At 66.9% G+C, this 20063-nt stretch carries 18 protein-coding genes; 14 read left to right on the top strand and 4 right to left on the bottom strand.

Going from position 1 to position 20063, the window contains the following annotated elements:
* Positions 1-209: 209 nt before the first annotated feature.
* Positions 210-2609, bottom strand: coding sequence for an EAL domain-containing protein (locus LEL84_RS03490; RefSeq protein WP_226514231.1), 2400 nt, complete (start codon positions 2607-2609; stop codon positions 210-212).
* A gap of 293 nt (positions 2610-2902) precedes the next feature.
* Here LEL84_RS03490 and LEL84_RS03485 point away from each other — a divergent pair, with 293 nt between their 5' ends.
* The 3 genes from LEL84_RS03485 to LEL84_RS03475 all read left to right on the top strand — a co-directional run bounded on the left by LEL84_RS03485 (position 2903) and on the right by LEL84_RS03475 (position 6000).
* The gene (locus LEL84_RS03485; RefSeq protein ID WP_226513357.1) at positions 2903-4096 is read left to right on the top strand and encodes a beta-ketoacyl synthase N-terminal-like domain-containing protein; all 1194 of its coding nucleotides are present in this window, start codon (positions 2903-2905) and stop codon (positions 4094-4096) included.
* A 104-nt stretch (positions 4097-4200) separates the two neighbouring features.
* The gene (locus LEL84_RS03480) at positions 4201-5085 is read left to right on the top strand and encodes a hypothetical protein (protein ID WP_413466933.1); all 885 of its coding nucleotides are present in this window, start codon (positions 4201-4203) and stop codon (positions 5083-5085) included.
* Between the two features lie 54 nt (positions 5086-5139).
* A complete protein-coding gene (locus LEL84_RS03475; protein WP_226513356.1) occupies positions 5140-6000 on the top strand; it encodes an LLM class F420-dependent oxidoreductase in 861 nt (286 codons plus the stop codon).
* 293 nt (positions 6001-6293) lie between these two features.
* Here LEL84_RS03475 and LEL84_RS03470 read toward each other — a convergent pair whose 3' ends face one another.
* Both LEL84_RS03470 and LEL84_RS03465 read right to left on the bottom strand, forming a co-directional pair.
* The gene (locus tag LEL84_RS03470; protein WP_226513355.1) at positions 6294-7883 is read right to left on the bottom strand and encodes an ABC transporter permease; all 1590 of its coding nucleotides are present in this window, start codon (positions 7881-7883) and stop codon (positions 6294-6296) included.
* A 4-nt stretch (positions 7884-7887) separates the two neighbouring features.
* The gene (locus LEL84_RS03465; RefSeq protein WP_068971151.1) at positions 7888-8853 is read right to left on the bottom strand and encodes an ABC transporter ATP-binding protein; all 966 of its coding nucleotides are present in this window, start codon (positions 8851-8853) and stop codon (positions 7888-7890) included.
* Positions 8854-8950: 97 nt separating this feature from the next.
* Between LEL84_RS03465 and LEL84_RS03460 the strand changes: the two genes are divergently transcribed.
* The 11 genes from LEL84_RS03460 (at position 8951) to LEL84_RS03410 (ending at position 18182) form a co-directional block, all read left to right on the top strand.
* Positions 8951-9154: a DUF2945 domain-containing protein gene (locus tag LEL84_RS03460; RefSeq protein ID WP_004018570.1), complete on the top strand. Its 204-nt coding sequence runs from the start codon at positions 8951-8953 to the stop codon at positions 9152-9154.
* A gap of 74 nt (positions 9155-9228) precedes the next feature.
* Entirely contained in the window at positions 9229-9588 is a 360-nt protein-coding gene (locus tag LEL84_RS03455) for a PadR family transcriptional regulator (RefSeq protein WP_068971367.1), read from the top strand.
* Positions 9585-10928, top strand: coding sequence for a permease prefix domain 1-containing protein (locus LEL84_RS03450; protein WP_226513354.1), 1344 nt, complete (start codon positions 9585-9587; stop codon positions 10926-10928). Before LEL84_RS03455 ends, LEL84_RS03450 begins: the two co-directional genes overlap by 4 nt.
* Before the next feature lie 104 nt (positions 10929-11032).
* A complete protein-coding gene (locus LEL84_RS03445) occupies positions 11033-11629 on the top strand; it encodes a sulfite oxidase-like oxidoreductase (protein ID WP_058250515.1) in 597 nt (198 codons plus the stop codon).
* A complete protein-coding gene (locus LEL84_RS03440; protein WP_068971369.1) occupies positions 11626-12342 on the top strand; it encodes a ferredoxin reductase in 717 nt (238 codons plus the stop codon). The genes LEL84_RS03445 and LEL84_RS03440 overlap by 4 nt, the downstream gene beginning before the upstream one ends.
* A 60-nt stretch (positions 12343-12402) precedes the next feature.
* Positions 12403-12879 (top strand): glutathione peroxidase, encoded by a 477-nt coding sequence (locus LEL84_RS03435; protein ID WP_226513353.1) that lies wholly within the window; start codon positions 12403-12405, stop codon positions 12877-12879.
* Positions 12879-13811: a DUF1295 domain-containing protein gene (locus LEL84_RS03430; protein ID WP_083229408.1), complete on the top strand. Its 933-nt coding sequence runs from the start codon at positions 12879-12881 to the stop codon at positions 13809-13811. The genes LEL84_RS03435 and LEL84_RS03430 overlap by 1 nt, the downstream gene beginning before the upstream one ends.
* Positions 13808-14926, top strand: coding sequence for an FAD-dependent oxidoreductase (locus LEL84_RS03425; protein ID WP_068971371.1), 1119 nt, complete (start codon positions 13808-13810; stop codon positions 14924-14926). The genes LEL84_RS03430 and LEL84_RS03425 overlap by 4 nt, the downstream gene beginning before the upstream one ends.
* A gap of 56 nt (positions 14927-14982) precedes the next feature.
* A complete protein-coding gene (locus LEL84_RS03420) occupies positions 14983-15708 on the top strand; it encodes a hypothetical protein (protein WP_068971372.1) in 726 nt (241 codons plus the stop codon).
* 4 nt (positions 15709-15712) lie between these two features.
* A complete protein-coding gene (locus LEL84_RS03415) occupies positions 15713-16513 on the top strand; it encodes a crotonase/enoyl-CoA hydratase family protein (RefSeq protein ID WP_068971373.1) in 801 nt (266 codons plus the stop codon).
* Between the two features lie 451 nt (positions 16514-16964).
* Positions 16965-18182 carry an IS110 family transposase gene (locus LEL84_RS03410; protein WP_226513352.1) on the top strand — a complete coding sequence of 406 codons (1218 nt, stop codon included), beginning with the start codon at positions 16965-16967 and terminating at the stop codon, positions 18180-18182.
* 151 nt (positions 18183-18333) lie between these two features.
* Here the strand turns inward: LEL84_RS03410 and fadD5 are convergent, their stop codons facing one another.
* A complete protein-coding gene (gene fadD5, locus LEL84_RS03405) occupies positions 18334-19944 on the bottom strand; it encodes a fatty-acid--CoA ligase FadD5 (RefSeq protein ID WP_068971429.1) in 1611 nt (536 codons plus the stop codon).
* Positions 19945-20063 lie beyond the last annotated feature (119 nt).

The following is a 20063-nucleotide window of genomic DNA, read 5'->3' as shown; positions in this document are numbered from 1 at the left end:
CCGTTGTCAGAGTCCACCGCAGGATGTGTGTCATGTCCGTGACCTCGCTGTCCGGTTGCATGGACGCCGGGTAATCGACGTTGGCATCAATCTACTCGCGTGAATCCTCGAGTCGGACGCTATCGGACACAGCGGGGCGAGTGTCGCGGGTACACGCCCACGGCTTCTCCTCGGACCGTCGACGTTGCCGACGGTCGGTGAGGGCCCGATCAGGCGGTCTCCCAGACACCGGGATTCGCGCTGATGCGGAGGCCGGACCCGATCAACTCGGCCAGCGGTGCGGGTCGCCCGAAGTGATAACCCTGGGCGAGGTCGCAGCCGACCTCGGCGACCGTGGCGGCCTGCGACTCGGTCTCCACTCCCTCGGCCACGACCCGCATGCCCGCGGCGTGCGCCATCGTGACGATGCCGGCCAGGATCGACTTCGCACTGGGGTGCTCGTCAAGGGCATCGACGAACGACTTCGCGGTCTTCAGCACGCTGACCGGCAGTCGGTAGAACTCGCTCAGCGACGACGCGCCGGTGCCGAAATCGTCCAGCGAGACCTGGGTCCCGAGATCGCGCACCTCGCCCAGCAGGGTCAGCAGGTCCCCGTCGAGTGGATCGAGCGCACTCTCGGTGATCTCGAGGCAGAACGCCGCGGGGTCCATGCCCGACCGGGCCATCGTGTCGCGGAGCCGCGTCGGGAACTGGCCGTTGGTGAGCTCCCGACGGGAGACGTTGATACACAACATCACCCGACGCAGTTCCGGTACGGCGGCCACCTCGGCGGCCGCGGTCTCCAGCACGTAGTTCCCCACCCGGTCGATGAGATTGGATCCTTCCGCGAGCGGGATGAACTCGGTCGGCGAGATCGAACCCAGTTCCGGGTGACGCCAGCGCAGAAGGCTTTCCAGCCCCACCAGCGTGCCGTCGCCGGTCGACACGATCGGTTGGTAGTGGATCTCGAGCTGACCGGTGTCGGTGTCGAGGACCCGGCGCAGTTCTTCCTCGATACGTTGCCGGCGCTGGAGTTCCTCCCGATGCTGCGTCTCGAACCGGACGTAGCGTGCCCGAGAGGCCTTGCGCGCCTGGTACAGCGCGATGTCGGCGTCGCGCAGCAGATCGGTGGCGGTGTATTCGTCACCGGCCTTGACCGTTGCCACGCCGATGCTCGCCTCCACCTTGAGGGGCTCGCTGCGGATACTGACCGCTATGGGCTCGTACACCGCCCCGCGGATCTTGTCGATCTGCTGCTCGATCTCCTCGGCCGAACACGCGATCCCGAGGGTGGCCACCAGGACGAACTCGTCGCCCCCGATCCGGCCCACCGCGGCCTCCTCGGGGGTCGCCGTCGCCAATCCCTGTGCGACCGCGTGCAGTACCTCGTCACCCACCGCATGCCCGAGCGAGTCGTTGACGAGTTTGAAGTTGTCGAGGTCGATGTAGAAGATCGCGACGCAGCAGGCGTTCTCCTCTTCATCGAGTCGGGCCATGTGCGACTCGAGTTCGCGAATGATGCCTGACCGGTTGTACAACCCGGTCAACGGGTCGTGTACGGCCTCCCACGCCAGCTGGGACGTCTCGCGATAGCGGTCGGTGATGTCGACGAAGGACACCAGGGCGACGACCTCGGCGCCGTCGTCGTCGATGGGCCGGCAACTGCATGACAGCCAGCGCTCGCCGAGCGGCGTGGTGATCGTCGCGGTGGCGTCGGTGACCGCCTCGCCGGTGCGCAGGCACTGTGCGATCGGTGACTCGCCCGCGATGAAATCCAGGGGCAGTTCGTGGACGCTCGCGCCCGGGCTCGCTCCAGTACCCAGCATGGTTCCGGCCGCCGGGTTCGCCAGTTCGATGTGCCCGTCTTCGCGGACGACGATGACCGCCTGGTGCAGGGCGGCGAGGATCGTGCCGAGGCGCTCGATGAGGGGTCGACGAGTCGGTTCCGCGACGATGAGAAAGCCGTCGTCCATGGTCGTGATCGATGTGTGTGCGAGGAACGACCGTCCGGTGTCGGAACGCCGGTGCAACTGGTCGACGGTTCCGCCCAGCGCCACCGCCGCGTGGGGATCGACGTGCGCCCCGATGACGTCGTCGAGGTGTAGTCCGATCGCCTCGGAGGCCTGCCTGCCGTACATCTGTTCTGCCGCCGGATTCCAGGACCTCACCGTCCTGTCGTCGTCGACGGCGATCACGGCGTTGCTCACGTGGTCGAGCAGCGCTGCTTGTCTGCGCAGCGCGGACTCGACCGCCTTCTGGGCGGTGATGTCTCGGAGGATGACCTGATAGGCCGGCTGATCGTGCCAGACGGTGCGCACCGAGGTCACCTCCATGGGCCGGGAAACCCCGTGTGCGTCCACCATGACCACTTCCTCGGGCGTGGTCGACGCGCCGGCCTCGTCGCCCATGCCGATGATCCGCTCGATCATCTGCGGCAGTTCGTCGGGATGGACGAACTCGGCGATCGAACGACCCAGCATCGCTTCGCGGTCGTCGACTCGCGCGAACGCCAGGGCGGCTGAGTTCACATAGACGATGAGGCCGTCCTGGTGCACCGCGATCGCGTCCGGACTCAGTTCGAGAAGTAGGCGGTAACGCTCGGCGACCGCCGCGTCACTGGCACGGGTCATGGGCTCGGCGTCCGGAGCGACGAGGCCGGGCCGGTCATCGTCGCTGTGCGTCGGTCGGCTCACTGCGTCACCCCCTCGATCCGTCATCCCCCAACCGCCCATCCTCCCCTACCTGGCTTCGAAAAGGGGGCGCTGCGCGGTGCAAGACTGCGTCAATCGGAAATTTCGCCCTCGAATACCTGCGTGAACTGGCCGAATGTCGGGTTTGGGCGGGATCCTGGAAAGCGGGTTACCCGCACGGGGAACCGCGATGGCCCAAGCGCCATCGTCTATCGCACAGAAAGTTCACGATCATGACGATTCAACGTTCGACCATCTCCGGCCTGGGCGCCGTCACGGGGTACGGCTGGGGCCGCGACGCACTCTGGAGCGGTCTCGTCTCCGGCAAGTCGGCGGCCGCACTCCATCAGGGTTTCGGGTTCACGGGTGGCCAGACGACCGGTGCCGAGGCGTCTGACGACACCGCAGAGCCCGGATGGATCGTGCGGGTTCCCGACGGTGGGCAGCAGTCCGACGGTCGCACCCGCTTCTCGCGCGCGATGCGTGCCGCGGCGCGTGAGGCGATCGAGGACGCGATGGCACGCGGCTGGACCCCGGGGTCCCGGGTGGGACTCGTGCACGCCTGCGTGCTGGGCGACCTCGACATGTACCCGATCGTCACCTCCGGCGTCGGCCAGTACACCGGACGGCAGTACCTCTCGGTCACCCCGTCGACGCCGGTGTCTCTGCTGATGCAGGAATACGGCTTCCACGGACCCGCGATCACGGTGTCGGCCATGTGCACCTCCGGCTCGGCGGCCATCGTCACCGCGAAATCGTGGCTCGATTCCGATCTCGTCGACGACGTCGTCGTGGTGGCGACCGACCTGTCGGCCCGGCCCGAGGTCGTGGCGATGTTCGTACAGCTCGGTGTCGCCATCACCGACACCGATGCGCTCAACGCGTGCCGCCCGTTCCAGGAAGGCAGCCGCGGATTCACCTTCGGCGAGGCGGCGATCGCGTTCACGATGACCAACCGTGCCGCCAACGGTTACGCAGATGTGCTGGGCGGGTCGATGTCCCACGACGCCTTCCACGTCACGTCGATCGATCCGGAACTGACCGGCGTCCGTTCGTGCGTGGAGCAAACACTCACGATGGCCGGCGTCGACGGCGGGAGCATCCGCTACCTCAATGCGCACGGGCCGGGGACCCGCCAGTGCGATCGCGCGGAGGCGACCATCGCCGAGCAGATGGTGCCCAACGCCGAGGTGTTCTCGGTGAAACCGCTTGCCGGTCACTGTCAGGGCGCTGCCGGAGCTGTCGAACTCGCGGCGTCTTTACTCGGCTACGAGCGGGGCGAGATCCCGGCGAGCCCGCGGGTCGCCGACGCGATCATCCCGCAATTGCTCGACGGACGAACCGATCTGGTCAGCGGGTTGACACTCAAGACCTCCCTCGGAATGGGCGGACACAACGCGGCGGTCGTTCTCGCGCCCAATGCGTGATTGTTATGACGAACCGCTGACCTCGATGCGGCCCGGGCTCGCCGCTCGGGCCGCATCGAACCGGAAATGCTGCGGAATACCGCGCCGCACCTCACAATTCAGCTATGAGCAACGAACCCGATCCTCCGATGGGCGATTCGACGCGGACCGACCCACCGACGTCGGGCACCCGCCACGCACTGACGCTGTTCCTCAACTCACCGTTCGCGGGCATGTCCCCGTGGATCCTGATGGCGCTGCTCGCGGGGCCCGGTCGATTCGAGGAGGCCGCGGCCTCGGCGTTCGCGCTGTCACTCCTCCTGGTCATCGGTGGCCACAAGCGCGGTACGAGCGTCAAACTCCTCGAGGTCTTCGACGTCACGTACTTCGGCACGATGGCGATCATCGCGCTGTTCGCCTCCGACCACGTCACCGACTGGTTGGAGCGTTGGGGCGGAGAGATGACCAACATCGCGCTGGTCTCCTTCGCGCTGGGGTCGATCCTTGTGCGCCAGCCGTTCACGCTTCAGTACGCGCGGGAGACCACCGAGAGAGAATTCTGGGACAGCCCGCTGTTCATCCACATCAACTACGTCATCACCTGGGCGTGGGTCGGCGGCTTCGGCGTCGCCGCGATCTCGGGCGCATTCGGCGATCTGGTGCTCGACGACCCGAACAACTTCTGGACCGGATGGATAATCCAGATCGGCGGCACGATCTTCGCGATCGCCTTCACCGAGTTCTATCCCGACTACGCGACCTACCGGGCTGCGGTTCGTGAGGGTTGGGCCACCGACGAGAAGCCCGAGAGCATCATGCATCTGTTCGGTTGGGTGCCGATCTACGTTCTCGCGATCGGCATCTCCGGACTGGTCACCGACTCCCTCGGGACAGTTGCCGGTGTCGTCCTCATCGTCGCGGGCGTCGTCGCGATCAACGTGTTCAAGCGGATGACGGCCGCCATGGACGCGCGGCTGGAGGCGACGGCGGGACGACCGGCACAGAGCTGACCCGGGTCGGACGCCTCGGCGCGGCCCGATCGCTCGATCGGTAGTGTCGACGACATGAAACTCGACGGCGTAGGAATCTGGAGTTCACCGCTACGGTACGGAGACACCGGGGAGGCCGCCGAAGCGGCTGCCGAGCTCGACGACCTGGGATTCACAGCCCTCTGGATCCCCGATGTGGGGGGTCCGGTGCTCGACTCGGTCGAGAACCTGCTCGGCGCGACGCGGAAGGCCGTCGTCGCCACCGGCATCCTCAACATGTGGATGCACGAGCCGCACGACGTCGCCGCCGCGCACGCGCGCCTCACCGAGCAATTCGGTCCTCGCTTCTTCCTGGGCCTCGGGATCAGCCACGCGCCGCTGATCGACGCGAAGGAAGCCGGTCGCTACCAGAAGCCGCTCGCGACCACGAAGGCGTTCCTCGACGGTCTGGACGACGCACCGCAGCCGGTGCCGGCCGATGCACGAGTACTGGCGGCCCTCGGGCCGAAGATGTTGCAACTCTCGGCCGACCGGACCGCCGGAGCCCACCCCTACCTGGTGACCCCGGACCACACCAAGGTCGCCCGGGAGGCCCTCGGCGACGGTCCGCTGCTCGCACCAGAACAGACGGCGATTTTCGCCGCCGACCGCGACGAGGCGCGCGCCGTTGGCACGAAGTGGCTCAAGGGCTACCTCGCGATGCCGAACTACGCGAACAACCTTCGACGCCTCGGGTTCTCCGAGGACGACCTGAGCTCGGTGAGCGACCGCCTGTTCGACGCCCTGATCGTCTGGGGCGACGACACGGCGATCCTGAAGCGAATCGACGAGCATCGGTCGGCAGGTGCCGACCACGTGTGCGTCCAGGTGCTTCAGGCCGATCACCGGGGCTTCCCACGTGAGCAGTGGCGTCGTCTCGCGGCGGCGCTGGGCTGATGCGTACGGTCCTTGCGGTGCGAGCCACCCTCTGCTCCCTCATCCGAAGGAACGACATGACCATTGCTCCCTGAGGTGCGAGGAGCGCCAGCGACGAGCCACGAAGGGCCTGGTGAGACAGGTTGCGGAGCCCTTCGTGGCTCGCTTCGCTCGCACCTCAGGGACCAGCTATTGGGCTCGCCCCTCAAGGAGCAGGGGTGGGACTGCGCAAGCTCGCACTTCAGGGAGCGGGGGTCGGGCTCGCACTTCAGGGAGCGGGGGTCGGGCTCGCTCCCAAGTAACGGGCGACGTCGTCACGGGATGTCCCGCCGGCGGAAGCCGGCGAACCCCAGCGCGACGAGCAGCACCACGACGACCCCCACCCAGACCAGTCCCCACCAATCCGGCTGGGCAGCAGACACATCCGGTACGTGATGGAACGGGCTGAAGCCCAGCGCCCAGTCCGGGAGTTTGAAGCTCGGGCCCAGGATCGTCAGCACGAAGGACACCAGGACGCCCAGCCAGATCGCTGGTCGCACGCGGGGTCGGGCGCCGATGACGGCGACGGCGATGCCGACGACAGCCCAGACGGCGGGGATCGTGGCGATGGACTGGAGGAACACGTCGCCGAAGCCGAGGCCGAGATCGGCCGTGCCGGCGAAGACGCCGACGACCAGCCCGGCAACGGTGACGAGCGCGTCGGGAACGACTAGCGCGACCCCGGTGACGGCGCCGAAGTACCTCGGACGGCTGACGCCGGTCGCGAGCACCGCTTCCGCGCGATCGTCGAGTTCCTCGGTCCGGATGCGATTGACGATCTGGACCCCGGCCACGGATGCGATGATCCCGACCAGGCCGAGAATCGTTGTGACGAAGGCCGATACCAGGTCCGCGGGCGACGCCGCGCCGGAGGCGAAGATCTGGGCCATGGCGGGATTCGCGGTCAGCAGGCCGCGGACCGACCGGGTGAAGTAGCCGAAGATGACACCGAGTCCGACGAACGCGACCGTCCACGCGACGATCGGCGCGCGGTTGAGGCGGATCGCCAGCGCCAGTGGCGAGCCGATGCGGCCCCGTGCCGGGCCCGGCCGGGCCGGTATGAGTCCCTGACCGAAATCCCGTGCACGCTGCAATGCGAAAGCCGCGGCACCGACGACGACCGCGAACGCGACGCCGATCAGCAACGGCCACCAGTGATCGCCGGTCGCGGGTCTGGTCTCCTGAACCCATCCCAGAGGATTGACCCATGTGGTCCACATCGGTGCGTCCACCGAGAACAGAAACCCGCGCAGCACGAACAGGACGCCGAGCGGCGACACGGCGATCGTGGTGGCGGCCCTGGCGTCGGAACCCACCTGGGCGCTGACCGCCGCGATCGCGCCGAACATCCAACCGGTGACCGTGAATCCGGCCCCGAGCAGGAACGACGACCCCCAGGCCCCACCGCACAGCGACGTCGCCAGACCTGCCAGGATGCCGATGGCGATCGAGCACACGCCGGCCATGATCAACGCGGTCGACAGTCGGGCGGCACGTCCGAGCACCCCCGCGGCGAGAAGTTCGGCCTGGCCGGAGTCCTCCTGTCCACGTGCGGCTTTCACCACGATGAAGATCGCGCCGAGTGCGGCGATGAACCCGCCGAGTGCGAGGCTGCGCCACGCGACGAATCCGTCGACCGTGGCCAGGTCGTAGGCGGGTCCGAAGATCAGCCCGAGTGCGGGATTCGAGCCGATCGTCGTGGCGAATGCGGCGCGTTCTGCGGCGTCGGGAAACAGCAACGGGTAGGCGATGACCGACGACACGGCCAGTGCGGTGGGCAACACGATCCACGGCGCGAAGGTGCGGCCTTCGTGGTGCAGGGAGGCTCGCAGCAGTGGAGCGGTGCCGATCGTCGATGCGGTCATCGCCTCACCGCTCCCCTGCCGGCTGGTCGGCCTTTTCGTAGAGCGACAGGAACAGGCTTTCCAGCGAGGGCGGTTCGACCGTCAGCGATCGCAGGCCGCAGGCGGTCAGCGCTGACATCACCGGACCGATCTGGTCCGAGTCCACGGTCGCGCTCAGTCGAAGCCCGCCGGAGTCGTGGTCGTGCGAATCGATATCGTGCACCTCGGCGTTGTGCAGTTGCGCGAGAAGGTCCGGGCCCGGCGCCGAATCCAGCTCGGCCCGAACGGAAGTGCGGGTGTGCCCACGCAGCTCGGCCAAGGAGCCGGTCGCCACGACGGCCCCGTCGCGGATGATGCTGAGCCGGTCCGCCAGGGTCTCCGCCTCGGCGAGGATGTGACTCGACAGCAGCACGGTGGTTCCTCGGGCGGTGGCCTCCCCCACGACCTCCTGGAAGACGTTCTCCATCAACGGGTCCAGGCCCGACGTCGGCTCGTCGAGGATGAGCAGTTCGACATCGGATGCCAGCGCCGCCACGATCGCGACCTTCTGCCGGTTTCCCTTGGAGTACTGCCGTCCACGTTTGGTGGTGTCGAGCTCGAACCTGGAGACCAGGTCGGCCCGGCGCCCCTCGTCGAGTCCGCCGCGCATCGCGCCGAGCAGATCGATCATCTCCCCGCCGGTCATCGTCGGCCACAATGCGACGTCGCCGGGTACGTACGCCAGCCGGCGGTGCAGCTCGACGACGTCACGCCAGGGGTCGCCGCCGAGGAGTCTGACCTCGCCCCCGTCCGCGCGCAACAGACCCAGCAGGACCCGGATCGTCGTCGACTTGCCCGCGCCATTGGGCCCGAGAAAGCCGTGGACCTCCCCTCGCGCAACTTCGAGGTCGAGTCCGCGGAGGGCTTGGAACCTACCGAACGACTTACGCAGACCCCGGACGTCGATGGCGGGCTCGGTTCTCTGAGAATTCTCGGAACGTTCGACGCTCATGCGTACCTCCGGCTCGACACGACGTGATGATCGTTCCACAGCGACTCTTGCAGCGGAGAAGGTTTGACCGTCGACGCCGTCGGGGCACACTGCCGCCATGGCGATCAAGAAGAACGACACCGTCCGCTGGAACACCTCTCAGGGCGAGACCGAGGGCACTGCGGAAGAGAAGCGCACCAAGGAATTCACCTTCGAGGGACAGAAGTTCAAGGCCAGCGAAGACGAGCCCTACTGGATCGTCAAGTCGTCGAAGACGGGCTCGAAGGCAGCGCACAAGGAGTCGTCCCTGTCGAAAAAGTAGTCGGCCCACGCCGGTCCGAGGACTCCTATACCTAGAACTGCTACGCTCCTAGCAGTTCTAGGTATAGGAGTGCTATGTATATCGAGAAGGACCTGGTGGCCGCGTCCGCTACCCCGCTGGTGCTGGGCATTCTCGCCGAGGGCGAGTCCTACGGGTACGCCATCCTGAAGCGCGTGCGAGAGATGTCCGGTGGTCGGATGGAGTGGACCGACGGCATGCTCTATCCCCTTCTGCACCGTTTGGAGCGCGCCGGCCACGTCGAAGCGAGCTGGAGTAAAGCCGACAGCGGGCGGCGTCGCAAGCACTACTCGATCACGGCATCGGGGTTGGCCGCGCTCGCCGAGCGGAGGTCGCAGTGGGAGGTCGTGGCCGACGCGCTCGACCAGGTGTGGCGATCGATCGCCCTGCCGCCCGCGGCGGAGGGCCTGGCATGACCGCAGAGACCGAGCTCGAAAGCCAGATCGACCGATGGCGCGGATACGTTCTCCGACACCAAGCCATCGCCACCACCGACGCCGACGAGATGGAAGACCACCTCCGCGGGCAGATCGCCGACCTCGCCGCCGGCGGCCTCGACGACGACGAAGCGTTCCTGGTCGCCGTCAAGCGCATGGGCCGCGTCGATGCCCTGTCGCGTGAATTCGCCCGCGAGCACTCCGACCGGTTGTGGAAGCAGCTGGTGCTGACCGCGGAACCATCCGGCGATCTGGGCCGACGACGTCACGAACTCGGAGTCGTGATCGGCCTCGTCGTCGCGGCCGCCACGACCGTCCGCGTCGCCGTCGAGGTCATGCCGGAATGGGTGCTCGTCCGTAATGCCGCACTGCTCGTACTTCCCTTCATGGCACTGTATTTCGGCTGGAAACGGCGCGTTTCGGCGCGAACCGCGCTCACGGTGATGACTGCGTTCGTCGTGACCGGAATCGTCGTCAACGTCTACCCGTTCGTCGACGACGGCACCACCCAGGCCATCGTCGCGATCCACGCGCCGATCATCCTGTGGTTCCTCATGGGGGTGACATACGTCGGCGGCCGTTGGACGTCCGGACCGCGTCGGATGGACTTCATCCGGTTCACTGGCGAATGGGTCGTGTATGCAACGCTTCTCGGCCTCGGTGCGGGAGTCCTCACCGGCCTGACCGCGGGGGCATTCGGTGCGCTCGACATCGACGTCGACACCGTGATCTCCCAGTGGCTGGCGCCCATCGCCGCGCCGGGCATCGTGCTGCTGGCGGCATGGCTGGTGGAGGCGAAGCAGAGCGTGGTCGAGAACATCGCACCGGTGTTGACGAAGGTCTTCACGCCGGTCACCGCGGTGATGCTCGTCGTGCTGCTGATCGCGATGGTGACCAGTGGCGACGTCGTGGACGTCGACCGTGAACTGTTGATCCTCGTGGACCTGATCCTCGTCGTCGTGCTCGGCTTGCTGCTGTACGCGATCTCGGCGCGCGATCCGCATCTGCGCCCGGAACTCTTCGACCGCTTGCAGCTGATTCTGGTCGTGACCGCACTCGCGGTCGACGCGGTGATGCTGACGATCATGGCGTCGCGGATCGCGGAGTTCGGGTTCACGGCAAACAAGACGGTGGCGCTCGGTCTCAATCTCGTCCTGCTGGTGAACTTGTCGTGGGCGGCGTACCTGCTCTTCGGTTTCGTCCGCCGCCGCCGCGGGTTCGATGCGACGGAGCGGTGGCAGACCGACTATCTGCCGGTGTTCGCACTCTGGGCGGCCGCGGTCGTCGTCGTGGTACCGATGCTGTTCGATTTCGCCTGACCGCACCCGGCGCCGGGAGCGAAGCGAGCGGGCCGAATTGATGCCGGCGCCGGGGAGCGGAGCGAGCGGGCCGAATGGAAGCGAGCCGCGTAGACTCCGCGACCATGGCGATCGTCAACCGAGGGTTCGTGGGGCGCCGCGACCGCGACGCGCGGCGTCTCCCTCCCGGCCAGTACACGACACTCGATTTCCCGGTCCTGTCCGCGGAGCCGACACCCGCGATCGTTCCGAATGACTGGATGCTGGCCGTGCAGTCCGCGGACCACCGGGCCGCCACGTTCACATGGGACCAGTTCCAGGAACTGCCGCACGACGACATCACCACCGACATCCACTGCGTCACACGGTGGTCGAAGTTCGACACCCGGTGGCGCGGGGTCTCGTTCGACACCTTGCTGCAGGCGCTGCCGTGGGAACCGGCCCCGTTCGTGATGGCGCACTGCCACGGCGGATACACCACCAACGTGCCGCTCGCCGATCTCGTCGACGGCCGCGGCTGGATCGCCGACACCTACGACGGCGAACCCCTGTCCGCCGAGCACGGAGGCCCGGCTCGCCTCCTCGTGCCCCACCTGTACTTCTGGAAAAGCGCCAAATGGGTTCGGCGACTTCGCTTCATGGCCGAAGACGCGCCTGGATTCTGGGAGGAACGCGGGTACCACATGTACGGCGACCCCTGGCGCGAACAGCGCTACTCGTGACGACCTGGCATCTCACGACGGTCACCGCGGTCGTCGACCTCACCCCCACCGCGCGAGCGCTGCGCCTCGCTCTCCCCGAGGCCGTCCACGCATTGCCCGGCCAGCACGTCGACATCCGGTTGACCGCCGAGGACGGCTACTCCACCGCACGCGCCTACTCGTTGTCCGACGTCCGCGAGACTCGGTCGATCGAGGTGACCGTCGAACGACTCGAAGACGGTGAGGTGTCGCCCTACCTCGTCGACATGGTGGAGGTCGGCGACCCGTTGGAGATCAGCGATCCGCACGGATACTGGTTCACCTGGCCGTCCGGCGACGACCGTCCCGTCCAGCTGATCGGCGGTGGCTCCGGGATCGCGCCACTCATGTCGATGATCCGCAGCCGCGAGGTCGAGGCGCCGCAGACACCGTTCTCGCTCGTCTACTCGGTCCGCAGTCCCGAACGCGTCTACTACCGGGATGAGATCCGGCAGTTGATCGCGCACCGCCGCATGGATGTTCACCTGATCCACACCCGGGTGGCGCCCGACGACGCGCCGCGGCCCGCGGGACGTCTCACCGCCGACGAACTCGCCGCGCTGACCATGGATCCGGCCACCTCGCCGACCGTGTTCATCTGCGGTCCGAACAGGTTCGTCGAGAACTGCGCACAGTGGATGGTCGAGGCCGGACACGACCGCACCCGCATCCGGACCGAGCGATTCGGCGAGTGACGCCGGGACGCTTCGACGATTCTCCCAAGCAAGTGCTTGATCGGCACGTAGCGTAGCGGCATGACCTCTGTGTACGACTTCACCGCCACCGGCATCGACGGCGATCCCGTCGAACTCTCGCAGTTCCAGGGCTCTCCCCTGCTCATCGTGAACACCGCTTCGCAGTGCGGATTCACCCCGCAGTACCGCGGTCTGGAGGCACTGCACCGGGACTACGCCGAGAAGGGGCTGCGAGTGCTGGGCTTCCCGTGCGACCAGTTCGGGCACCAGGAGCCCGGCGACGAGGAGGAGATCAAGAACTTCTGCTCGCTGACCTACGAGGTGACCTTCCCGATGTTCGCGAAGGTCGATGTGAACGGACCCGACGCCCACCCGCTGTTCGCGTGGTTGCGGGACCAGAAATCCGGCGTGCTCGGCGGCCGGATCAAATGGAATTTCACCAAGTTCCTCATCGGGCGGGACGGGTCCGTCGTCGCGCGATACTCGCCGACGACCAAGCCGGAGAAACTCGCCGGATCCATCGAAGAACAGCTGTGATGGGGACGCCCGTGAGCACCGACAGCACCATCAGCCGAAGCGGTTCTTTCGTCCGCGTGACGATCGCCTACGTGCTGGCCTTCGCGGTCGCCGCCGCCTGGCTCATCTGGGGTCCGGCCACCGCCTACCTCTGGCTCGACACCCTGATCGCCGATCTGCTTGCCACCCTCGTGATCTTCGCGTTCAGCCGGTTCTACGGCAATTCCAGCTTCTACGACGCCTATTGGAGCGTCGTGCCGCCCGCGCTGTTCATCTACTGGTGGGCCGCAGGTGACGTCGGGATCGACGCGGTGCACTGCTGGGTCATCGCGATCGTCATCGGCGCCTGGGCGATCCGTCTGACTGCGAACTGGGCGATCGGCTGGCCGGGTCTCCACCACGAGGACTGGCGCTACCCGATGCTGAAGGCCGGTGCCGGCCGCGCCGAACTGCCTGTGGACCTGATGGCGATCCACGTCTTCCCCACCGTCCAGGTGTTCCTCGGCATGATCCCGATCTACGTCGCGGTCACCCACACCGGCGGCGTGCTGGCCTGGCTGACCGCGGTTGCGGCCGTCGTCGGACTCGCCGCGACGGCGCTCGAGTACGTCGCCGACGGACAGCTGCGTCGATTCGCTGCGCACAAAACACCGGGCGCCGTCCTCGACACCGGAGTGTGGGCCTGGTCGAGACACCCGAACTACTTCGGCGAGGTTCTGTTCTGGGTGTCGATGGCCCTGTTCGGGCTCGCCGCCTCGCCCGGTGACTGGTGGTGGCTGTTCGTGGGCGCGGTCTTGATGCTGGCGATGTTCCTCGGCGCGAGCATCCCCATGATGGAGAAGCGCAGTCTGGAGCGACGTCCCGGTTACCAGGACGTCATCGACCGGGTGCCTCGCTTCGTCCCCCGACCCCCGCGCTCGGCCGCACATCCGCCGGATCAGGTCACTGCGTGAGCCGACCACGCGTCGTCGTCGCCGGTCTCGGTGATTCCGGAGTACTGACCGCGATCCATCTCGCCCCGCATGCCGACGTCGTGGGCATCTCGTCGAAGCCAGGGCTGGTCAGCGGGCAGGAACTCGGGCTGCGGATCAGCCGGCCCGATGCGTGGGCGCGCGACTACCGGATTCCGTTCGGGCGCTTCCGGAAGCTCGACGGCATCCGGACCGTCCACGGCACACTGACGGGTACCGACCTCGGTGACCGCACCGTCACCGTCGTCGACGCCAACGGCACGGAAAGGGTCGAGCGTTTCGACGCGCTGATCATCTCCACCGGCGTGCGGAACGGGTTCTGGCGACATCCGGAACTGCAGTCGGAAGCCGACGTCGACGCCGAGTTGCGCTCGGCTCATGTGCGGTTCGCCGCTGCCGAGACCATCGCGGTGATCGGTGGCGGTGCAGCGGCGGTGAGTGCCGCCGCCAACCTGGCGCAGACCTGGCCGGGCAAGCGAATCGACCTGTATCACCCGGGCGAACGTGCTCTGCCGCAGCATCATCCGCGGACATGGGCCATCGTCCTTGCGCGGTTGCGCCGGCTCGGCGTCGGCGTGCACGGCGGCCATCGTGCGGTCGTGCCCGACGGATTCGCCTGCGACGAGATCACTCCGGGGCCGGTGAGGTTCTCGACGGGGCAGCCGCCGGTGGAGGCCGATGCAGTGCTCTGGGCCATCGGCCGGGTGAGACCGAACACGGAGTGGCTTCCGCGAGAGGTGCTGGATCCGTCGGGCTTCGTGCGCGTGACGGCCGAACTGCGCGTACCCGGTGCGGATCTCGTCTACGCGATCGGCGACGTCGCGGCGACCGACGACCTCCGCAGCTCCGCTCGGAATCGAGCCGATCGTCTGCTCGCACACAACATCCGATCCGACCTCACCGGGCGGCCGGGCCGTGCGCGGCGCTACGCTCCCCCACGGCGGCGCTGGGGTTCGGTGCTCGGTGTCCAGGCCGACGGTCTCCAGGTGTTCGCGCCCAACGGGCGCCCGTTCCGATTCCCGGCGTGGTCGGTCGACACGATCCTGCAACCGTGGATCGTCCGTCGCGGAATCTACGGCGGCATCCGGAAGCCGTGAGTGCACGGGGGTGTTTTCCGGGCGGACGGGCAGCGGTCCGCGCATACACTCGGCTCATGAGCAACGAACCGTTCTCTGCCAATCCATCCGGACAGCCGCCGACCCCGGGCGGGCCCGGACAGACGCCCTCCGGCGCGTACCCGTCGGGAGCGGTGCCTCCCGCCGCGCGGCCACCGGAAGCCTCCCAGTATTCCGCCGGAACCACGCCCGGCGTCGCGCCGACCGACTCGACGGCCGATGGGACGACCCCGGTCAAACCGACCGCCGCCGAACGCGCGAACTCCGTGGTGAAGAAGGTGGTGATCGGGCTCGTCATCGCCGCGCTGCTCGTCGTCACCTACTTCATCCTCGAGGCGTTCCTGCCGCGCTGGTGGGCCGGTCAGATCGGGCAGCGCGTCGAAGGGTCGTTCAGCCGCGGCATCGGCACCGGCCTCGTTCTCGGCATCGTGTGCACCTTCTTGCCCGTGCTGTTCTTCACGTTGGCGTTCGTCAACCGCAGCCGTATGAAGAATGTCCCGACCATCATGTTCGCCGTTCTCGGCGTGGTAGTCGCGATCCCCAACCTGCTCACCCTCACGGTGGTCGCCGGCGGTGGGAACGGCGCACATGCCGGCGAGCGCATCTTCGACGTCGAAGCGCCCGGCTTCCGCGCCGCCACCGCGTGGGGCGTGATCATCGGGGTCGTTCTGGCGATCGGCGTCGGCTACTTCATCTGGCGCTACCAGCGCCGCGGACGTCAGCTCCGCGAGATCAAACACCCGGACACAACAGATCGGAAGTAGATACATGACCGAGCAGCGGATCGTCGTGGACATCGACGACGCCGGTGTCGCCACGGCGACGCTCAACCGAGCCGACAAACACAACGCGCTCGATCCGGCGATGTTCGACGCCCTCATCGACGTGACGGGCACCCTCGCCGAGGACAACCGCGTCCGGGCCGTGGTGGTACACGGTGCGGGCAAGAGTTTCTGTTCCGGCCTGGACGTGTCGAGCCTGGGTCAGGGTGGCGGGGTGAACTCGCTGCTGGAGCGCGAACCGGGCGTGCTCGGCAACCACGCGCAGCGGGTGTCACTGGACTGGGGCCGCATCCCGGCACCGGTGATCGCGGCCATCACCGGCAACTGTTTCGGCGGTGGCCTACAGATCGCGCTGGGCGCCGACATCCGCTATTCGACCCCCGACGCGCGCCTGTCCATCATGGAGGTCAAGTGGGGGCTGGTGCCCGACATGGGCATCACCCAGACCCTCCCGCGACTCGTGTCCGCCGATGTGGCAAAGGAACTCACGTTCACCGGACGCATCGTCGACGGCGCCGAGGCCCAACGACTCGGGCTGGTCACCCGCGTCGTCGACGATCCGCTCACCGCCGCACTGGATCTCGCGCACGAGATCGCGTCGAAGTCGCCGCACGCGGTCCGCGCCGCCAAGCGTCTCTACGACGAATCGTGGGCAGGCACGGATCCGGCTGCGGCGTTGATGCTGGAGAGCGAACTCCAGGTCGGACTGATGGGATCCCCCAATCAGATGGAGGCGGTACACGCCGGGATGGCGCGACGCGAAGCGCGCTTCGCCGACCCGGAGTGACCGGAAGCCCTTGGTGGCTCGTCGCTTTCGCTCTTGCGCCCCCTCTGCTCGCTAATCCGAAAGAACCACGAACCGCTGGACTGTGGGGTGGAAGCGATGCCCTCCCTCTGCTCCCTGAGGTGCGAGGAGCGTTAGCGACGAGCCTCGAAGGGTCCTGGTGAGATGCGTCGCCAAACCCTAATGGGGGTGGATCGGCGTCCTGCAGGGGATGCTGGTTTGTGTGAGCCTTCCCGGCCGGTGACCACTCCGAGACCCTGAAACGGTGTCGGATTTCTACACGAAGACCGTGGCCCGGCCGGGTAAGGATCACCCGCTAGAACGCTTCTGGGATGTCGTGCCCCCTGAACCATGTGGGGTGAGCACTGATCCATTAGGCCGCGTCAAGGGTGATCACCCCAAGGTTCACACCGACGATCGATCGAGACGACCGAAGACGAGGTGAACGACCGACATGATCTGTGTGGGCAACGACTGGGCGTCGGATCATCACGACGTGTGCGTGATGGATGAACACGGCACCACCCTGGCCACCCGCCGACTACCCGAGAACGCGGCCGGCGTGACGGCGATGCATGACCTGCTCGCCCGGTTCGCCCACGACCCCTCTGAGGTGGTGGTGGGGATCGAAACCGATCACGGCATGTGGGTCGCCGCCCTGGTCGCCGCGGGCTATCAGGTGTATGCGATCAACCCGTTGTCGGTGTCGCGGTACCGCGACCGCCACCATGTCGGGGGCACCAAATCCGATAAGGCTGACGCGAAAACGCTGGCTGATCTGGTGCGGACCGACCGGCACAATCATCGATTGGTCGCCGCCGACACCGTCGAGGTCAAGGCGATCACGGTGATGGCCCGTACGCATCAGAATCTGGTGTGGGCGCGCTCAGCACAACAGAACGTGTTGCGCGCTCAACTGGGCGCCTACTATCCGGCCGCGGTCGATGCCTTCGGCGGCGACCTCGCCCACAAAGACTGCCTGGCGGTGTTGCGTCGCGCTCCCACCCCACGACAGGGAGCGGCACTGACGGTCGCGGCGATCCGATCAGCTCTGAAACAGGGTGGCCGCCAACGCAATACCGATACCCGTGCCCGCGAGATCCAGCAGGCCCTGCGTGGGGGCGGTCATCTGAGCGCACCGGAGGCACTTACCGCAGCGTATGCGGCGACCGTGACCGTGACGGTGAACATGCTGACGACGCTCAACACCCAAATTGATCAACTGGAAACCAGTATGGCCCAGTCTTTTAGAGCGCATCCGGACGCCGAGATCTACCTGTCCATGCCCGGAGTCGGTGACATCACCGGCGCCCGGATGCTTGGCGAGTTCGGGGACGACCCCGAACGCTATGCCACCGCCAAGTCTCGCAGAAACTATGCCGGCACCTCACCACGGACCATCGCCTCAGGCAAAGGGCACGTCGTGCTGGCCCGCCATATCCGCAACACCCGCCTCAACGCCGCCGCCATGGCGATGGCGCAAAGCGCGCTGACCGGCAGTCCCGGCGCCCGCGTCTACTACGACAGCCTGCGAGATCAGAAGAAGTCCCACCCCCAAGCCTTGCGTGCGCTCGCCAACCGGCTCATCGGCATCCTCCACGGCTGCCTCAAACACCGCACCCTCTACAACGAACACACCGCCTGGAACCACCGCGCCAACCTCGCCGCTTGACACCTTGCACCCCTGGGATGTCTTCGTGGCTCGCTTCGCTCGCACCTCAGGGAGCATAGAAATCGGACGCTCACCTCAGGGAGCATAGAAGTCGGACGCTCACCTCAGGGAGCATAGAAGTCGGACGCTCACCTCAGGGAGCGGGCGGTGATCAGTTCGAGAGTCCGGCGTCCTTGCTGCCGTACGCATCTCGGAGCCGTGGCTTGACGACCTTCCCCCCGGCGTTGCGTGGGAGTTCGTCGATGATCACCAGGTCCTTCGGGTGCTTGAACCGCGCGAGGTTCTCGTTGAGGTGCGGCTCGAGATCGGCGAGGGTGAGGTCCTCGACGCCTTCGGCCAGCACGACCACCGCGACCGGCACCTCGCCCCACTTCTCGTCCGCCCGACCGATGATCGCCGCCTCGGTGATGCTCGGATGGCTGAACAGGACGTTCTCGACCTCGGCGCAGTAGATGTTCTCGCCGCCCGAGATGATCATGTCCTTGGCGCGGTCGACGACGTAGAGAAAGCCCTCTTCGTCCTGGCGCACCAGGTCGCCCGAGTGGAACCAGCCGCCGCGGAAGGCTTCTGCGGTCGCCTCGGGCTTGTTCCAGTAGCCGATCATCATGTTGGGTCCGCGATACACGATCTCGCCGACCTCACCGGGTTTGACGTCGTTCATCAGCGGATCGACGATACGCGCGGTGACCGCCGGGACGACCTTGCCGATGGAGCCGAGCTTACGCAGTGCATCCTTGCCCTCGAGGATCGTCGTCACCGGCGACATCTCGGTCTGACCGAACGCGGTCATGTTGGCGGCTTCCGGGAATGATTCATTCATCGCGTTCAGCACGGTGTCCGACGCCGGGGCCGCGCCCCAACTCATCGTGCGCAGCTTGAGCTTCCGGGGACGCGCCTTCTGCGCCGCACACACGGCCTGCCACTGAGCGGGGACCATGAAGACCGACGTGACGCCCTCACGCTCCAGCGTGTCGAGCATGGTGTCGGGATCGAAGGCGCCGAGCGGGTGGAGCACCGCGCGGATCCCGCGGTAGAAGATCGGTGCGAAGCCGCCGATCCCCGCGATGTGGAACAGCGGCGGCACGATCGAGGCGACGTCATCGGAACCGGACTGTGCCCCGGCCGTGGCGATCGTCGTCACCGCCTGCGCCTGGATGTTCTGATGGGTGAGCATGGCGCCCTTGGGTTTTCCGGTGGTGCCCGAGGTGTACATGATGGCGGCGACAGTGTCCTCGGGCACGTCGACCTCCGGCAGGTCCGACGCGCCCTCGGCCAGCAGGGTCTCGAAGTCGAGATGGTCGGCGTTGTCGCTGCCGTCGACGACGATGATGGTCTCGATCTGACCGGTCGACCCGGCGACCGCGTCCGCGATCGGCGCGAGGAGGGTCTCGGTGACGACGACCTTCGCACCGCTGTCGGTGACGAGATAGGCCACCTCGGCGGGGCTCATGCGGATGTTGACCGGTACCGGGATGGCGCCGATGAGAGTGGCCCCGAGAATCGCCTCGATGTACTCGGTGCGGTTGAGCAGGGCCATCAGAACCCGATCACCGAATTGGACACCCCGCCGGTGGAGTGCGGCTCCGAAGGCGCGCGACCGGTCGTCGAGTTCCTTCCAGGTCGTGTTCTTGTCGAGATAGGTGATCGCCGTGTTGTCCGGGGTCATCATGGCGTGCCGGCGGACCTGGTTGTTCCAGTGATTGCGGCGCGAGCGGTACGGCTCGGTGGTCAGATCGTTCGTGACCTCGGCACTTGCAGTCATGACTGCCTCCATTCGTCGAGCGAGGCTCGACCCGTTGTGAAGCCCTCGGTGAGGGTCCGGCCACTGTTGTGTCCCGAGTCACACATTAGGTCGTCGGTGTTGCCAGAATCAGGCATTCC

It is taken from the genome of Gordonia sp. WA4-43 (assembly GCF_020520305.1).
Lineage (GTDB): Bacteria > Actinomycetota > Actinomycetes > Mycobacteriales > Mycobacteriaceae > Gordonia > Gordonia hongkongensis.
Note: the sequence above shows the minus strand (reverse complement) of the source record. Positions and strands in the feature narration are given on the sequence as shown.

What these genes read in the sequence shown, in the direction of transcription:
- LEL84_RS03460 (WP_004018570.1), top strand. Translation starts at nt 8,951, where the DNA reads ATGGCGATCAAGAAGAACGACACCGTCCGCTGGAACACCTCTCAGGGC.
- LEL84_RS03415 (WP_068971373.1), top strand. Translation starts at nt 15,713, where the DNA reads ATGACCGAGCAGCGGATCGTCGTGGACATCGACGACGCCGGTGTCGCC.
- LEL84_RS03435 (WP_226513353.1), top strand. Translation starts at nt 12,403, where the DNA reads ATGACCTCTGTGTACGACTTCACCGCCACCGGCATCGACGGCGATCCC.
- LEL84_RS03410 (WP_226513352.1), top strand. Translation starts at nt 16,965, where the DNA reads ATGATCTGTGTGGGCAACGACTGGGCGTCGGATCATCACGACGTGTGC.
- fadD5 (WP_068971429.1), bottom strand. Translation starts at nt 19,944, where the DNA reads ATGACTGCAAGTGCCGAGGTCACGAACGATCTGACCACCGAGCCGTAC.
- LEL84_RS03430 (WP_083229408.1), top strand. Translation starts at nt 12,879, where the DNA reads ATGGGGACGCCCGTGAGCACCGACAGCACCATCAGCCGAAGCGGTTCT.
- LEL84_RS03465 (WP_068971151.1), bottom strand. Translation starts at nt 8,853, where the DNA reads ATGAGCGTCGAACGTTCCGAGAATTCTCAGAGAACCGAGCCCGCCATC.
- LEL84_RS03445 (WP_058250515.1), top strand. Translation starts at nt 11,033, where the DNA reads ATGGCGATCGTCAACCGAGGGTTCGTGGGGCGCCGCGACCGCGACGCG.
- LEL84_RS03480 (WP_413466933.1), top strand. Translation starts at nt 4,201, where the DNA reads ATGAGCAACGAACCCGATCCTCCGATGGGCGATTCGACGCGGACCGAC.
- LEL84_RS03470 (WP_226513355.1), bottom strand. Translation starts at nt 7,883, where the DNA reads ATGACCGCATCGACGATCGGCACCGCTCCACTGCTGCGAGCCTCCCTG.
- LEL84_RS03450 (WP_226513354.1), top strand. Translation starts at nt 9,585, where the DNA reads ATGACCGCAGAGACCGAGCTCGAAAGCCAGATCGACCGATGGCGCGGA.
- LEL84_RS03475 (WP_226513356.1), top strand. Translation starts at nt 5,140, where the DNA reads ATGAAACTCGACGGCGTAGGAATCTGGAGTTCACCGCTACGGTACGGA.
- LEL84_RS03455 (WP_068971367.1), top strand. Translation starts at nt 9,229, where the DNA reads ATGTATATCGAGAAGGACCTGGTGGCCGCGTCCGCTACCCCGCTGGTG.
- LEL84_RS03420 (WP_068971372.1), top strand. Translation starts at nt 14,983, where the DNA reads ATGAGCAACGAACCGTTCTCTGCCAATCCATCCGGACAGCCGCCGACC.
- LEL84_RS03490 (WP_226514231.1), bottom strand. Translation starts at nt 2,609, where the DNA reads ATGACCCGTGCCAGTGACGCGGCGGTCGCCGAGCGTTACCGCCTACTT.
- LEL84_RS03485 (WP_226513357.1), top strand. Translation starts at nt 2,903, where the DNA reads ATGACGATTCAACGTTCGACCATCTCCGGCCTGGGCGCCGTCACGGGG.